This window comes from Actinomadura miaoliensis (assembly GCF_039536785.1).
GTDB classification, from domain to species: domain Bacteria; phylum Actinomycetota; class Actinomycetes; order Streptosporangiales; family Streptosporangiaceae; genus Spirillospora; species Spirillospora miaoliensis.
The window spans coordinates 40099-54305 of sequence record NZ_BAAAZG010000016.1 but is presented as its reverse complement, the minus strand read 5'-3'; the positions used below and the strand labels follow the sequence as shown (position 1 = coordinate 54305).

The window sequence follows — 14207 nt, the reverse complement described above, 5'->3', positions numbered from 1 at the left end:
AGAGGTCAAGCGAGACGGACGCCTGCGGTGGCGAGGCCGAAGACCTTGCGCCCGGCGGACTTCGCGGTGATGACGAAGGCGGTCTTGCTGAATGTCCGACACGACCTCGCCACGCCGGCGGATCAGCATCCGATGATGGCCCCGGGTCCGGTCCGAGTCGTACACCGCGGCGACGTCCTCGCCCAGCCCGAGATCTCGGCGGATACCGCGCCTTCGCCGACGCCGGACAAGCACGGGTAACCGGCGGGAACGCCCGCCGTCAACGGCGTCCATGACGTCGGTCAATGCTTAACGCCAACCACTGTTCCATTGCTCCCCGAGGCCGTGGTCACCCTGGCCGCTCTCGCCTCGCTGCGGGCAAGCCGCCGCGCCGGCCGCCGTGCCGTCGAGCCGCTCAGCCCGCACCACGACCTCCCGCCCTGCCCCGGCGGAGCTCCCGCTCTCGCCCGGCACTGAACCCCTTCTCTAGGAGCTGACATGACCATCGAGCGACTGTTGCTCATCGACGGCAAGGACGTCCCGGCCCAGTCCGGTCGTACGGCCGACGACATCGCCCCTACACCGGCGAGCTCTACGCACGCATCGCGGCGGGCGGCCCCGAGGACGTTCGGGCGGCGGTCGACGCCGCGCAGGAAGCCTTTCCCGGCTGGGCGGCGACACCACCGGCCGCGCGCCGCGCGCTGCTGATCAGGGCCGCCGACCTGCTGGAGTCGCGGCTGGCCGAGTTCACGCAGGTGATGGTGCGAGAGACGGGCGGCACGCGTTCCTGGGCGCGGGTCAACGTCATGGTGGCCGCCGACCAGATGCGGCACGCCGCGACCACCGCCACGGCACCGGCCGGGGAACTGGCCGCGACCGACCGGCCCGGGCAGTGGTCCATGGCGGTGCGTTCGCCCGCCGGGGTGGTGGCCGCGATCGTCCCGTGGAACGCACCGCTCGTCCTGTGCGCCCGCGCGGTCATGGTGGCGCTGGCGGTCGGCGACACCGTGGTGCTGCGGCCCGTCGCCGCGCCCCAGCCTGCGGTCCCGCCCCGACCGACATCCCCGCTGTCCGCGACGAGCAGCCGCCGACCACCCCGGCCGACACCGACCAGGACACCGAGGTGGCTGGACCTGAGGCGTACGTGCGCCTGCCGATCGACCCGTCCGAGCCGATGGCGGTCTGGTTGGCGATCGTTTAGGTCCCGTCGCGCCAGGGGTGCCGACGCGACGGGGCCCGGCTCACCCGTAACGCCCACCGACTTGAGGAAACCCACCCGGGCCGACGGCGAGGCGCTCCATGGCGAACCCCAGACCGCCGCCTCATGATCACCAACTGCAACTACACAGAGTTACTTTGGGGCTGGTCGCACGGACCCGAGCGAAGGGCCTACAGCAGGTGTCTCCGCGCCGGGCGATGCGGATCACGTGGCCGGACGCTGCGCGGCGGTCACGCTGCTGGACGGCGAGCCCGCAGACGGGGGTGCGGCTGCGGTGACGGGGATGACGGCGCGGTACTTGCCGCCGGCGTTCTGCTGGGGCGGTTCGCTGGCGCGTTCGATGTGGATGTGGTCGAGGTCGTGGCGGGCCAGCAGTTCGCTCAGGCGGGTCTGGATCTGATGCCAGAGGGTGTCTGGCTCGGCGGGGGGGCGCGGGGTGCAGGCGGATGCGCAGCATGGTGGGTGTGGTTTGGACGATCTGGAACAGCTCCAGCCCGGGTACGGCCTCCAGGAGGGTGGCCAGCGGCAGTGGGGCGAGGGTGACCGGCTGGCCGTCGGGCCGGGGGAAGGTGAGCAGGTCGGCGGCGCGGCCTTGGACGCGGATGGCCGGGCCGGGGTTGCCGCACGGGCACGGGCCGGGGCGGGCCTGGACGGCGTCGCCGAGGTCGTAGCGCAGGATCGGCTGGAGGCGGTTGGCCAGGTTGGTCAGCAGCACCGCGTGGGAGGGGCGGCCGGGTGGTACCGGCCGATACTGCTCGTCGACGGGTTCGAGGATGGCCCAGTCGGCGTTGAGGTGCATCCAGCCCTGTTCGCAGCCGTAGGACAGGAACGGGCACTCGTTGGCGGCGTTAGCTGGTGCGCACCTTGGTGCTCAAGGCGGCCGCGATGCGGGCGTACTCCGGCAGCGGCAGGCCTTCGGCGCTGAGGATCACCAGGGCGGGGTCGATGCGCAACCGTCCCGCCTCGGCCTCGCCGGCCAGCAGCGCGCCGATGCTGGCGTAGGGGGCCAGCACCGCCGGGCGGAAGGCGTTGAGCTGGGCGACCAGCTCATCCATCGGCTGCTGCACGCTGAAGGAGGCGATGCGGGACTGGCCGCGCAGCCGGTCGGCGGCCACAGTGGAGGCGAAGTGCCCGCCGACCGGCGCCACCAGCGCCATCCGCTCGCCGCCGCGCACGATGCGCGCCACGTCCCCGGCGTTCAGCCAGGTGAGCAGCATGCGCGCCATCATCGCGCCGGTCACCGCGGCCGCGCGGTCGTCTTGCAGGAAGATGCCGTGCGTGCCGGTGGTGCCGGAGGTGGTGGTCAGCGTGTAGCGGCCGGCGAACGGCTCCCCGATGCGCGCGGGGTCGTCGGCGAACGCCCTGGCCTGGGCGAGGGTGACCGCGGGGTCGGTGACCCAGTCGTCGAAGGCGGCCATCAGCTCGCTCTTGCGGGTGACGGGCAGGTCGGCCAGGTCTGCCGCCCCGTGAGCCAGGTCGGTAGGCAGGTCCTGGTACAGGTGCCGATAGTAGGGCGAGCGGGTGCGCGCCCAGGCCACGAGTTCGGCCAGGCGAGCTTGGTGCCGGGAGGCCATGGCCTGTTCGCCGCCCGCCTTGGCGCGGCGGGCGTCGGCCAGCAGCCGCACTGTCGAGACCTTCACCGCTTGTGTTCTCCTTCCGCGCGGCTGGCGGCGTTTGTCCTGGTCGTTGTGTCGATGCTCACGACGGCGGGGGCGTCGCTCTGGCAGCAGCCGTCGGCGCAGCCACCGTCATTCGCCGTGGCGGCGCCCTCGTTGGTGGGGGAGGAGTGGCGAGGGCAGCAGGCGTCCCCACGCCAGGCGTCGCGGCTTTCCTTGACCGCGACGGCGGCGATGACCAGCGCGGCGATCGGGTCGGCCCAGGAGCAGCCGAGCAGGCTGTTGAGCGCCAGACCCACCAGCAGCACCGCCGACAGGTAGGTGCACAACAGCGTCTGCTTGGAGTCGGCCACCGCGGTCGCCGAACCCAGCTCACGGCCGGCGCGGCGCTGGGCGTAGGACAACCCGGGCATGATCGCCAGGGACAGGGCGGCCAGCACCAGCCCGGACGCCGAATGCTCGGCCTCACCGGAGCCGAGCAGAGTACGCACCGAGTCGGCGGTCACGTAGGCGGCCAGCGCGAAGAACGAGATCGCGATGATCCGCAGCGCGGTTCTTCTCCCGCCGCTCGATCACCTGCGGATCGCGCGCGACGAATTGCCAGGCGACTGCGGCGGCCGAGGCGACCTCGATCCTCGAGTCCGCCCGAAGGCCACCAGCGCGCCGGAGGAGGCCGGCGTCCCGGCGCTGATCGCGACGATTCCCTCGATCACGTTGTAGGTGATGGTGGCCGCCACCAGCCACCGCACCCGGCGGGCCGGCACCGCCCGCCGGGGTGGCCCCAGCCCAGCGACAGCTCGACGGCCATCAGCAGCAGCCTTCCCGCTCGGCATCCGGGCAGGTGGCCTCGGCGGCCACCGCCACCACGGCGGTGCGCACGTCCTCCAGGGCGTGGCCCAGCCGGGCGTCGGCCAGCTCGTAGCGGACCCGGCGGCCCTCGGGGACGGCGACCACCAGGCCGCAGTCACGCAGGCATGTCAGATGGTTCGACAGTCGCGTCCGGGAGATGGCCAGCGCCTCGGCCAGGTCGGCCGGATACGCGGGGCATTGGCGCAACGCCAGCAGGATGCGGCGCCGGATCGGGTCGGCCAGCGCCCGGCCGAACCGGGTCAGGGCGTCCAGCTCGGTGGCCGGCTATCCTTGACATGTGACTTTTTGGTCACCTATCTTGGGGACGTGACCGATGACGACCTTGCGTTCAAGGCGCTCGCCGATCCGACTCGCCGCTTCCTGCTCGACCTGCTGTTCGCCCGGGACGGGCGCACGCTGGGCGAACTCGAATCGCAGGTGGCGATGACCCGGTTCGGCGTCGCCAAGCATCTGCGGGTGCTCGAGGACGCTGGCCTGGTGGTCACCCGTCGTTCGGGCCGGGAGAAGCTGCACTTCCTCAACCCGGTGCCGATCCGGTTGATCCACGACCGGTGGATCGACAAGTACACCGAGCAATCCGCGGCGGCGCTCGCCGACCTCAAGAGAGAACTGGAGCAGCAGGCCATGGCCACGACCACCGACACGGGTAGCGGCACAGTCGAGGGCGACGCCGTCGTGCAGGTCTACCGGGTGTACATCAGGGCGACACCGGAGGCGATCTGGGACGCCATCACCAAGCCGGAATGGACCGAGAAGTTCGGTTTCCGGTCACCGGTGGAGTACGACCTTCGTCCCGGCGGCACGTTCCGCGCCATGGCCAGCGACGCCATGAAGCAGCACGGCGCCCCGGACGTCGTGCTCGACGGTGAGGTCATCGAGGCGGACCCGCCCCGACGGCTCGTGCAGACCTGGCGGGCGCTGTTCATGGGAGAAGGGTTCACCCGGCTCACGTACGAGATCGAAGAAGACGGCAGCGGGGTCTGCACGCTCACCGTCACCCACGATGTCACGGGCGCGCCTCAGACCGCGGCGCAGGGAGCCGGTCAGATTCCCCAGGCGGGCGGCGGATGGAACCAGGTGCTCAGCGACCTGAAGACCCTGCTGGAGACCGGTCAGTCCCTCTACAACTGACCTGCACCACGTCGCCCGCGACCGGAGCGCACCAGGGCAACCTCCTGGTTCATCGGCATGGAGGGCCGAGCTTGATCGGGATGGGCATCCTCCGGGGTGATCCAGTGGATACCCACCTGGCACTCTCCGGTGGCGGCCCGCTGCAGGCCGGCCGGCATGGCGCGCTTTACGGCTTCGGCCCCCAGGGCGGCGCTTGCGCCTTTGAGTCGGGCTGCCCGGCGTCTCGCCGGCGCTATGCCCACCGCGTCCCACGGCTCTGTGTGGAGAGCCACCGACTTGCTGACGGATGAAACGCCCCCCGCCGTTACCAATGAATGGAGAGACCGTGAGTGACCAGGCCGTCGACGAGTACGTCAAGGATCGGGTCGCGCCCGTCCACCTGCCCACCGTCGCCGCCCTTCGCGAACTGATGAAGCAGCACGCCCCCAACGCCCGTGAGGTCATCGCGTACGGATCCCCGGCCTGGCGGGGGAAGAAGAACCTGGCGATCATCAGCGCCAGCAAGACCCACATCACCCTGGCCTTCGACCGGGGCGCCGAGTTCACCGACGCCCACGGCCTGCTGGAAGGCGTCGGCAAGAAGACCCGGCACGTCAAGATCAAGAAGCCCGAGGACATCCGGCCCGATGCCCTGCGCGACTACATCAACCAGGCCGTCGCGCTGGACCAGCAGTAACGTCGCCGTCGCTCGCGGGCAAGACGTCGGCGCACTCGACCTGATGGATGAAGCATCCGTCCGCGCAGACCACGCATTCTCCTCGCTGAGGGCGCGTGGGGCGGTGAAGTCGTCCGTGCACTTCACGCTGCTGATTCCCTCGGCCTGCCGCCGTGCGAAGCCGTGTAGTCGGCACGGCGGCAGGCCGCAGGCTTGCGCGCGGGGGGAGGGCTTGGCCATGGACGCGCACCGGGGCGGAGCTCTGGGCCACGGTCCTGCGCCGGCGTCGGGGCTGGTCACTCCTGAGCTTGGATGCCGAGTTCGGCGCGCAGTCGGCGTCCCCGGCGGTCGATCTCGTCGCGGGTGAGGTGGACCGCGTCGACGCCCTGCCCGGCGGGGGTGTCCCGCTTCCAGCCCGCGCACGTAGTGGGGGCCGTCGTCGGTGCCGCTGACCGCCGTGGCCTTGGAGCCGCTGCCGGTCAGCCGCCGTCCCCCGGCCAGGAACTCCACCCGCCATTCCTCGCCGGAGGTGAGGGCGACCGCGTCGTCGTCCACGGTCACCGTTGCGGCGACGTCGGGGGCGGCGGCCACAGGTACCGCTTGCCGGGGAAGTACGGGCAGGCGTCTCCGCTCCCATGATGATCACCACGTCGGAGGACCGCACCGCCTCGGCTGTGAGGACCGTCTCCGCAGAGACGTCGACACCGAACTCTCATGGCCTCCGCCACGGCCGGGTTCATGGCGTCGGCGGGGGCGGATCCGGCGGAACGAACCTGGACCTTTGTGCGGAAGGCGGCCGGGCCAGCCGGCATTGTGCACACGCCCGAACAGCGCGGAGGGGACAGACGAGGCGGCGGGCATCGTTTGTGAAGTCGTCAGCCCGACCGTGCAGGCTCGGCCGAGGGCGCTCCTGCCGCGGTGAGTTCCGGCCGTGTCGCGAGTCTGTTCTGGTGAGCGTCGTGGGCGTCCTACGACGCTGCCCGGCTGGAGACACCCCGGAGGACACCATGACGACCACGCCGAATGACCCGGCCACCGCGCAGCCCGGCCGCCCGCCCGTCGTTGACCTGGCCACCTGGCAGGCGGCGCGTGACGAGCTTCTGGTCCGCGAGAAGGCCCACACCCGCGAGGGCGATGCCATCGCCGCGGCCCGCCGCCGACTGCCGATGGTGGAATTCGACGGGACGGTGGAGGTCATCGGACCCGACGGCCCGGTCCCCTTCCTGGACCTGTTCCAGGGCCGCAACGAGCTCGCGGTCTACAAGCACATGTGGTACGACGGCGCGCCGCATCAGGCGCAGTGCGAGGGCTGCACCACCACGGCCTGGCACCTGAAGGACGCGGTCTACCTCAACGCCCGCGGCGTCTCGTTCGCCATCGTGACCACGGGCCGGTGGGACGAGGTGGCCTCCTACGTCGAGTTCATGGGCTACACCCAGCCCTGGTACTCGGTGCGCGACGTGGACGCGCCGGTCGGCGGCAGCATGGGTTACATCACCTGCTTCCTGCGCGACGGTGACCGCGTGTTCCTCACCTACTCCACGACGGGTCGTGGCAACGAGCCGGTCAACGGGTCCCTCGGCCTGCTCGACATGACGCCCTTCGGGCGCGGCGAGGCGTGGGAGGACAATCCCGAGGGCTGGCCCGAGGGGCACAGCTCGTGCTGGTTCTGGCGCTCGGATGCGGACGGGAACGCCACCTGGGGCCCGACCAGCCGCCCCGTGCCGCAGTGGACCCGCCCCGGGGCGACCCCCGTGGAGACCCTCGGCCGGCACGGCCACCACCACTGACCCGCCGTCTCAAAAAGTGTCGTGTGCCGGGCGGAACCCCCGGACGACGCGAACGCCCCCGCGCGCAGCCAGCGGCGAAGGCGCGGGTAACGGCGAGGGCGGCCTTCCTTCATGGCGACGTTTTTTGTCTCGGCAACGCTGTCGGTGCGCGTCTGAATACCGTGCGCCGTCACCGACCTTTGAAGGCCGCGTCACTGAAATCCATGCGAACCCCGCGCAATCGCAATGTCACTCACAGGTGACCACGGCTGTGCGGAGTTTCTCTGTGAAGGGCGTGGGGGGAGAAGGTGGCTACTCCGGAGATTCTGGCCGTTGATCCGGCACCTCAAATATGCAGGACGACGGTGAAGGCGACTTCGCCGCAATGATTTGTGAACAAGAGGCCAGGATGGATGGGCGTTCCTCAAGTGCGTTGGGATTTGGGTGAGTCAGGCGGAACCCGTCGAGCGTGGGTGCGGCGTCTGGGCTGCCAAGACACGGAAACCATTCGAGCAGCCGGTCGCGATCGCCATGGCCGCGAGCGTGCGGTGTGTAGCCGGCGCTCCGAAGTCACTGGGTCGGGGTCCGCTTGCGCAGGACGCCTCCGTATTCGTACACCTTCGGGTTGAGCTTCGACGCGCCTTCGTACTGGGCGATCTCGGCGGGCACGGGAGGCAGGGGAGGCTGCAGGTCCATGGGGCGCCACTCCGCCAGGTTCACCAGGCCCGGCTCCACCGGCTCCAGGTCGGACAGCAGCTGGTCCACTTCGTCGGGGGTGCGGGTCTGCCAGGGGATGCCCGCGGCGGTGACGCGTTCGGTCATCAGCGCACCCTCCGCCGGGTCTTCGCACACCACCTGGGAGAACGTGAGGTGACTCCCGGCGGCGGCCCGGTCGAGGATCGTGGTCAGGATGCGGCGCGGGTCGAACTCGTCGGGCAGGTGGTGGCCGACGGACAAGAACAGCACCCCGACGGGCTCGTCGAAGTCGATGAGCCGCTGGACGTCCGGGTGGTTCAGGATCTCGTCCTGGTCGCGCATGTCGGCGGTGATCACGGTGGTGGCGTCGTTGTCGGCCAGCAGTGCGCGGCCGTGCACCAGCACGATCGGGTCGATGTCCACGTACACGACGCGGGATTCGGGTGCGATGCCCTGCGCGACCTGGTGGACGTTGTTGTCGGTGGGAAGTCCGCAGCCCATGTCGATGAACTGCCGGATCCCGGCCTCACGGGTCAGGTACCGGACGGCGCGGTACAGGAAGAGCCGGTTCTGCCGGGTGATGTCCAAGCCCGCCGGGAAATGCTGGAGTTGCGCCTTGATGAACTCCCGGTCGACTTCGTAGTTGTCCTTGCCGCCCAGCAGCCACCCGTACGCCCGCGCCGAGGTCGGCACGTCGCTCGAGATGCCGGGCAGAATCTGCTCTTCAGCCACTGCGCACTCCGTATTGAGCATCGTGGGACTCGAATGTCTTCCAGAACGGTACTCCGTCCGGCCGAAGTTCGTGATCTTGTGGAGCGATTCCGGTGTGCAGTGGGCCACTCTTCCGGGCTCGGGAATCGATACCGAGCGGTGGTGAAGTGCCCCACCGCCGCCCCTGCCGGGCCTCGCCGACGGCGACGATCGCCGGGCACGCCTGTCCCACGTGCAGGCCGCGGGTACGGCGTTGGGGCGTGAGGGGCGGGGGAGTCGTTAGGGTGGGCGTCCGTGGAGGAGGTTGCGATCACCGTTGCGGGGGCGCGGGAGCCCGCTCTGGTGGACGCGGGACGCAATCCGTTCCTGGTGTACGTGGCGTCTCTGGAGAGTCCGCGGTCGCGGCGGGCGATGAGTGCGTGTCTGCACAGGCTGGCGGCGTTGTTCCACACCGCTTCGGGGCGGGATCCCGGGCCCTCGCCCGCTGAGACGTTTCCGTGGGCGATGTTGCGGGCCGAGCACACCGCGGCGTTGCGGTCGCTGATCGCGGCGCAGACCACGCCCGGGCCGGACGGTGAGGAGCGTCCGTGGTCGCCGGCCTACCGCAACCAGCACCTGTCGGCGTTGCGCGGCGTTCTGCAGACGGCGTGGCGGCTGGGGGAGATGTCGACCGACGACTACCAGCGGGCCAAGGCCGTCAAGAACTTCAGGGGGTCGCGGCTGCCCGCCGGGCGCAGCGTGCACGCCGCCGAGTTCACCGCCCTGCTGAAGGTCTGCGCCGACGATCCGTCTCCGGCGGGGCGGCGGGACGCGGCGTTGCTGGCCGTCCTCTACACCACGGGTGCGCGGCGGGCCGAGGTGGCGGCGATGCGCCGCGAGCACTACGACCCTGGCGAGCGTTCGCTGCGCATCGTCGGCAAGGGCGACAAGGAGCGGATGGAGTACGTGCACGAGGGCGCGGCGGTGTTGCTCGGCGCGTGGCTGGCGCTCAGTGAACGGCCGAAGGGGCCGATGTTCACGCCCGTGCACAAGTCGGGGGCGATCCAGCAGCGGCCGATGACGGACGCGGCCGTGCGCAACGCGGTCGTCAAGCGGCGGCGGGAGGCGCGGTTGCCGCCGATGACGCCGCACGACTTCCGGCGCACGTTCATCGGCGACCTGCTGGACCAGGGCGTCGATCTGGCGACCGTGCAGCAGCTGGTCGGGCACGCCTCTCCGGCGACGACGGCGCGGTACGACCGCAGGCCCGAACGGCAGCGGCGCAATGCGGTCGACAGGCTGACGTTCCCGACCGAGGTGTCATAGCCGGCGCAGTTCCTCGCCGATGACGGCGACGCCCTCGGTGATGTCGGTCGGGGTGCTGGCGGCGTGGCCGAGGACGAGCCCGGGACGGTGCGGCCGCTGGGCGTGCCAGGACAGCGGCTGGGTCTTGACGCCGCGGGCCAGCGCCGCCGCGGCCAGGGCCACGTCGGAGAACGCGCCGTCGAAGGTCATCGTCAGGTGCAGGCCCGCGGCGGCACCGTGCACGGACGCGTCCGGCAGGTGCGCGCCGATCGCCCGGATCATGGCGTCGCGGCGCCGGCGGTGGCGTCGGCGCAGGTAGCGCAGTTGGCGTTCCATGTCGCCGGACTGCATGAGCCGCGCCAGGACCAGTTGCGGCAACGCGGCGTTGCCCAGGTCGTTGAAGCGTTTGGCGTCCACGACCGCGTCCCGGTATCGGGGCGGCGCGAGCAGCCAGCCGATGCGCAGCGCCGGCGCCAGCAGCTTGGACACGGTCCCGGCGTAGAAGACCCGCTCGGGCAGCATGGCGCGCACGGCGGCCACCGGTGGACGGTCGTAGCGGTGTTCGGCGTCGTAGTCGTCCTCGACGATCAGGCCTCCGGCGGCGGCCCACCGCATCAGCGCGCGTCGTCGTTCCCCGCCCAGCACCACGCCCATCGGGAACTGGTGCGCCGGGGTGAGCAGGACGGACGGCGCGTCCCCCAGCGCGTCCACCCGCAGGCCCTCGGAGTCGACGGGGACGGGCGGGGTGTCCAGGCCCCAGTACCGCAGGTGCATGCGCGCGCCGAGCGACCCCGGGTCCTCCACGGCCATGGTGGTGATCCCGTCGTCGCGCAGCACCTGGGCGATGAGCCCCATCGCCTGGCTGGTGCCCGCGACGATGATGACCTCCTCCGGGTCGACCCTGATTCCGCGGTTGGGGGCCAGCCAGGCGGCGACGGCGCGGCGCAGCGCGGGCGTTCCGCGCGGGTCGCCGTAGCCGAAGTCGGCCGCCGGGAGTTCGCCGATGACGGCGCGTTCGGCGCGCAGCCACGCCGACCGGGGGAACGCGGCCAGGTCGGGCAGGCCGGGGGACAGGTCGATCCGGGCGGGGGACGTGCGCAGCGCGTCGAAGATGTCGGCGCCGGGGGTGGAGTCGAACACGGCGGTCTTCCGTGGGACGACGGTCGGCTCCGGCGCCGCCGTCCCCGAAGTCGACACCGGGGCCGCGACGACGACCGTGCCCGCGCGTCCGCGGCCGGCGACGTGACCGTCCTCGCCGAGCCGCCGGTAGGCCTCGGTGACGACGCCGCGTGACACGCCCAGCTGTGCGGCGAGCACGCGGGTGGCGGGAAGCCTGCTGCCGACCGGAAGCCGTCCGTCGGCGATGGCGAGCCGCAGGCGCCGCGCCAGCCAGTCCGACAGCCCGCCGGGTGGCGCGTCCCGCACGTCCAGTTGGAGGAAGTCGGCGCCGGCCGTTATGGACCGGTCGTCCTGGTCGTGATTGGACCTGGGCATCGGGCCATAATGCCAGCAGGGTGGCAGGCATGAACACTGACATCCTCCCCGGCAGACGCTACGTCCACGGTTACTCGGAGCACGAGACGCGCAGGCTGGGCGACCAGGCCGACACGCTGGCGACGTTGTTGCACTCCGGCACCGCCTACCCGGACGGCAGCAGGGTGCTGGAGGTGGGCTGCGGCGTCGGCGCGCAGACCGTGCACCTGGTGGCGGGCAGCCCGGGCGCGCACATCGTGGCGGTCGACGTGTCCGAGGACTCGCTGGAGCGGGCCCGCGCGCGCGTCGCCGCCGAAAGGCCCGGCGCCCGCGTCGAATGGCATCGCGCCGACCTGTTCGACCTGCCGTTCCCCGACGCGGCGTTCGACCACCTGTTCGTGTGCTTCGTGCTGGAGCATCTGCGGGACCCGGCGCGGGCGCTGGCCGGGCTGCGGCGCGTGCTGGCACCGGGCGGCACGATCACGGTGATCGAAGGGGACCACGGCTCGGCGATCTTCCACCCCGACAGCCGCTACGCGCAGGCGACGATCGAGTGCCAGGTCCGCCTGCAGGCCGCCGCGGGCGGGGACGCCCTGGTGGGACGGCGGTTGCAGCCGCTGCTGTTCGAGGCCGGGTACACCGACGTCGCGGTCGGCCCGCGCACCGTCTACGCCGACCGGACCCGTCCCGCGCTGGTGGAGGGCTTCACCCGCAACACCTTCATCGCGATGGTCGAGTCGGTTCGGGACGACGCGCTGGCCGCCGGGCTGATCACGTCGCCTGAATGGGACCGCGGCATCGCCGACCTGCGCCGTACCGCCGACCCCAACGGCACCTTCCACTACACGTTCTTCAAGGCCGTCGCCGTCAACCCGCGGTAGGGCGTCCCGTGCCGTGAGGATCTGTGCCGGTCAGAAGTCGTCGGCGCAGAAGGGGGCCAGCGGAACGGCGAGGGCGGCGTCGAGGCGAGCGGCGGCGTCCGGCGTGTGCTCGGTGACGATCCCGGTGCGCACCAGTTGCGTGGCCTGGAAGCCGCCCAGGTAGATCGAGCCCAGGTCACGCACGTCGAGTGTGAGGTCGGGGGCGGCGTCGACGCGTTCGCATGCCGCTTGGGCCCGGCCGGGACGGGTGCGCAGCCGCCACGTCCCTTGGTTGGCGGGCAGGCGGTCGTCGTGGACGCGCAGCACCAGCTCGTCGGTGGTGGCCCAGCCCCGAGCGGCGAGGGCCGCCGGGACGTCGACGAGCCGCAGCCACAGCATGCCGCGGTCGCGGATCACGGTGACCTGGTCGGGGTCGGCTGCCATGAGCGGCAGTGGCTCGTCCACCGGCAGCGACCAGCCCTTGACCTGCTCGGTCAGGTCGATCGAGACGAGATAGCGCCACAGCGCCGCGTGCACCCGGGCGTCGTCGGCCTCCAGTTCCTCCAGGTGGACGACGGCGGGCGTGCCGGCGTCCTCGTCCCCGTGACGGGTGCGGTATATCGCGTAGCCGCCGGGGTCGCCGTCCAGGACGACGACGCGCGGGATGGTGCGTTCCTCGTCGTCCTGCGAGAGCCGGGGCACGGTCATGTGCGACCACCACTCCGGGGCGCGGCGCAGTTGGCCGGGGCGACGGGCGACGGCGCGTTCGTACAGCGGGCCCAGCACCTCGGCGGCGCGCTCGTAGGGCACCATCCGCAGCGGCCGCGGGTCGGGTTCGACGCGCAGGCCGAGCGGCCGGGAGGAGTCGACCTCGACCGACAGGGCGCGGGTGGCCACGCCGAAGCCGAAGCGTCCGTAGATGGCGGCCTCGGCGGCGTACAGGGCGGCCAGCGGCTGTCCGCGCTCGGCGGCCGTCTCCCACAGCCGGTCGATCATGGCGGTCAGCACGCCGCGCCGACGGTGGGTGGGCAGCACGCCGACCAGGGTGACGCCCGCGCAGTCCAGTTCGCCGCCGGGCACCGACAGGCGCAGCGGCACGGCGGCCAGGAAGCCGACCAGCTCGTCGCCCTCGTAGGCGCCGACACGCTCGGCGCGGCGCGGCAACCAGGTCAGGCGTTCGCGTGCGTCGGCGTCGGTGCGGTGGTGGAAGACGGTGTCGGCCAGGTCGAGGACCTTGTCCAGGTCGCTTTCGGGTACGGGTCGGATGCGCAGGTCGGTCACCCGTCAACGCTAGGTGTCCACCGGCCGCCGCCTCCAGCGATTTACGGGGTGATGGACTTGCGCAGGGTGCGCAGGCACAGGGTCAGTGCGGCGTGGCGGGGCATCCTGTGCTCGCGGGCGTGCTGCCAGGCCGTGTAGAGCAGCCCCCACAGCAGGTTCGGGATCCACTCGACGTCCATCTCCGGGTCGATGGTCCCCTCGGCGTGGCCGCGTTCGATGAGGCCCCTCAGCGCGAGGTCGGCCGGGGTGCACTCGTCCCAGCCGGACCAGTCCATCAGCTGCGGCATCTCGAACGCGAGCATGAGGCGGTCGCCGAGCTCGAAGAACTCCTGGCAGAGCCGTTCCAGGGCCTTGGGCGCCGGGCCGTCGTCCAGGCGGGCGCGGTCGGTGGCCTCGGCGATCCGGTCGAGGACGTCCATGCCCATCGCGGCCAGCAGGTCGGACCGCTCGGGGAAGTAGCGGTGGACGGTGGTGCGGCCGACCCCGGCGGCGGCCGCGACGTCGCTGAGCGAGGCGCCCGGGTCGGTGGACAGCACGGTGACGGCGGCGTCGAGGATGGCCCGTCGCGTCCGCGCCCGCGTTCCGCCTTCGGGCTGCGCCGACCTCCTGTCCGCTTCCGTCCGTGTGTCGTCCATGCGCATACGGTAGCGCGTATTCAAGTTC

Annotated in this window: 14 protein-coding genes; 7 read left to right on the top strand and 7 right to left on the bottom strand. The window is 71.6% G+C overall.

The features are described 5' to 3' along the window. Positions 1-581: 581 nt before the first annotated feature. Positions 582-1307 carry an aldehyde dehydrogenase family protein gene (locus tag ABD811_RS43975; protein ID WP_425549405.1) on the top strand — a complete coding sequence of 242 codons (726 nt, stop codon included), beginning with the start codon at positions 582-584 and terminating at the stop codon, positions 1305-1307. A 739-nt stretch (positions 1308-2046) separates the two neighbouring features. Here ABD811_RS43975 and ABD811_RS12845 read toward each other — a convergent pair. Both ABD811_RS12845 and ABD811_RS43970 read right to left on the bottom strand, forming a co-directional pair. Then, the gene (locus tag ABD811_RS12845; RefSeq protein ID WP_344945812.1) at positions 2047-2838 is read right to left on the bottom strand and encodes a hypothetical protein; all 792 of its coding nucleotides are present in this window, start codon (positions 2836-2838) and stop codon (positions 2047-2049) included. After that, entirely contained in the window at positions 2835-3305 is a 471-nt protein-coding gene (locus tag ABD811_RS43970) for a cation efflux transmembrane domain-containing protein (RefSeq protein ID WP_425549400.1), read from the bottom strand. Before ABD811_RS43970 ends, ABD811_RS12845 begins: the two co-directional genes overlap by 4 nt. A 46-nt stretch (positions 3306-3351) precedes the next feature. Between ABD811_RS43970 and ABD811_RS43965 the strand changes: the two genes are divergently transcribed. Continuing rightward, complete coding sequence (locus tag ABD811_RS43965) at positions 3352-3534, top strand: hypothetical protein (protein WP_425549399.1); 183 nt, start codon at positions 3352-3354, stop codon at positions 3532-3534. An 87-nt stretch (positions 3535-3621) separates the two neighbouring features. Here the strand turns inward: ABD811_RS43965 and ABD811_RS12835 are convergent, their stop codons facing one another. Further along, complete coding sequence (locus ABD811_RS12835) at positions 3622-3870, bottom strand: helix-turn-helix domain-containing protein (RefSeq protein ID WP_425549398.1); 249 nt, start codon at positions 3868-3870, stop codon at positions 3622-3624. On the opposite strand from ABD811_RS12835, the gene ABD811_RS12830 reads away from it, so the two are divergent. From ABD811_RS12830 to ABD811_RS12815, 3 genes are all read left to right on the top strand, one after another. After that, positions 3862-4815: an ArsR/SmtB family transcription factor gene (locus tag ABD811_RS12830; RefSeq protein WP_344945809.1), complete on the top strand. Its 954-nt coding sequence runs from the start codon at positions 3862-3864 to the stop codon at positions 4813-4815. The genes ABD811_RS12835 and ABD811_RS12830 overlap by 9 nt on opposite strands. 325 nt (positions 4816-5140) lie before the next feature. Continuing rightward, positions 5141-5491 carry a DUF1801 domain-containing protein gene (locus ABD811_RS12825; protein ID WP_344945806.1) on the top strand — a complete coding sequence of 117 codons (351 nt, stop codon included), beginning with the start codon at positions 5141-5143 and terminating at the stop codon, positions 5489-5491. A 986-nt stretch (positions 5492-6477) separates the two neighbouring features. After that, positions 6478-7260, top strand: coding sequence for a DUF899 domain-containing protein (locus tag ABD811_RS12815; RefSeq protein ID WP_344945804.1), 783 nt, complete (start codon positions 6478-6480; stop codon positions 7258-7260). A 549-nt stretch (positions 7261-7809) separates the two neighbouring features. Here the strand turns inward: ABD811_RS12815 and ABD811_RS12810 are convergent. Next, a complete protein-coding gene (locus tag ABD811_RS12810) occupies positions 7810-8667 on the bottom strand; it encodes an SAM-dependent methyltransferase (RefSeq protein ID WP_344945801.1) in 858 nt (285 codons plus the stop codon). 483 nt (positions 8668-9150) lie between these two features. Here ABD811_RS12810 and ABD811_RS12805 point away from each other — a divergent pair, with 483 nt between their 5' ends. Then, a complete protein-coding gene (locus ABD811_RS12805; RefSeq protein WP_344945798.1) occupies positions 9151-9951 on the top strand; it encodes a tyrosine-type recombinase/integrase in 801 nt (266 codons plus the stop codon). On the opposite strand, the gene pdxR is transcribed toward ABD811_RS12805, so the two are convergent. Continuing rightward, positions 9946-11424 carry a MocR-like pyridoxine biosynthesis transcription factor PdxR gene (gene pdxR / locus ABD811_RS12800; protein WP_344945795.1) on the bottom strand — a complete coding sequence of 493 codons (1479 nt, stop codon included), beginning with the start codon at positions 11422-11424 and terminating at the stop codon, positions 9946-9948. The two genes, ABD811_RS12805 and pdxR, sit on opposite strands and share 6 nt — an antisense overlap. 29 nt (positions 11425-11453) lie before the next feature. Between pdxR and ABD811_RS12795 the strand changes: the two genes are divergently transcribed. Further along, entirely contained in the window at positions 11454-12284 is an 831-nt protein-coding gene (locus tag ABD811_RS12795) for a methyltransferase domain-containing protein (RefSeq protein WP_344945792.1), read from the top strand. 30 nt (positions 12285-12314) lie between these two features. Here the strand turns inward: ABD811_RS12795 and ABD811_RS12790 are convergent, their stop codons facing one another. Together ABD811_RS12790 and ABD811_RS12785 are read right to left on the bottom strand one after the other, a co-directional pair. Beyond that, positions 12315-13544 (bottom strand): GNAT family N-acetyltransferase, encoded by a 1230-nt coding sequence (locus ABD811_RS12790; RefSeq protein ID WP_344945789.1) that lies wholly within the window; start codon positions 13542-13544, stop codon positions 12315-12317. Between the two features lie 41 nt (positions 13545-13585). After that, positions 13586-14179 (bottom strand): TetR/AcrR family transcriptional regulator, encoded by a 594-nt coding sequence (locus ABD811_RS12785; RefSeq protein WP_344945786.1) that lies wholly within the window; start codon positions 14177-14179, stop codon positions 13586-13588. Between the last annotated feature and the right edge of the window lie 28 nt (positions 14180-14207).

Bases quoted from the DNA above. Each gene is read 5' to 3' on its own strand.
- ABD811_RS12815 (WP_344945804.1), top strand. From the start codon at position 6,478: ATGACGACCACGCCGAATGACCCGGCCACCGCGCAGCCCGGCCGCCCG.
- ABD811_RS43965 (WP_425549399.1), top strand. From the start codon at position 3,352: ATGATCCGCAGCGCGGTTCTTCTCCCGCCGCTCGATCACCTGCGGATC.
- pdxR (WP_344945795.1), bottom strand. From the start codon at position 11,424: ATGCCCAGGTCCAATCACGACCAGGACGACCGGTCCATAACGGCCGGC.
- ABD811_RS12795 (WP_344945792.1), top strand. From the start codon at position 11,454: ATGAACACTGACATCCTCCCCGGCAGACGCTACGTCCACGGTTACTCG.
- ABD811_RS12785 (WP_344945786.1), bottom strand. From the start codon at position 14,179: ATGGACGACACACGGACGGAAGCGGACAGGAGGTCGGCGCAGCCCGAA.
- ABD811_RS12805 (WP_344945798.1), top strand. From the start codon at position 9,151: ATGTTGCGGGCCGAGCACACCGCGGCGTTGCGGTCGCTGATCGCGGCG.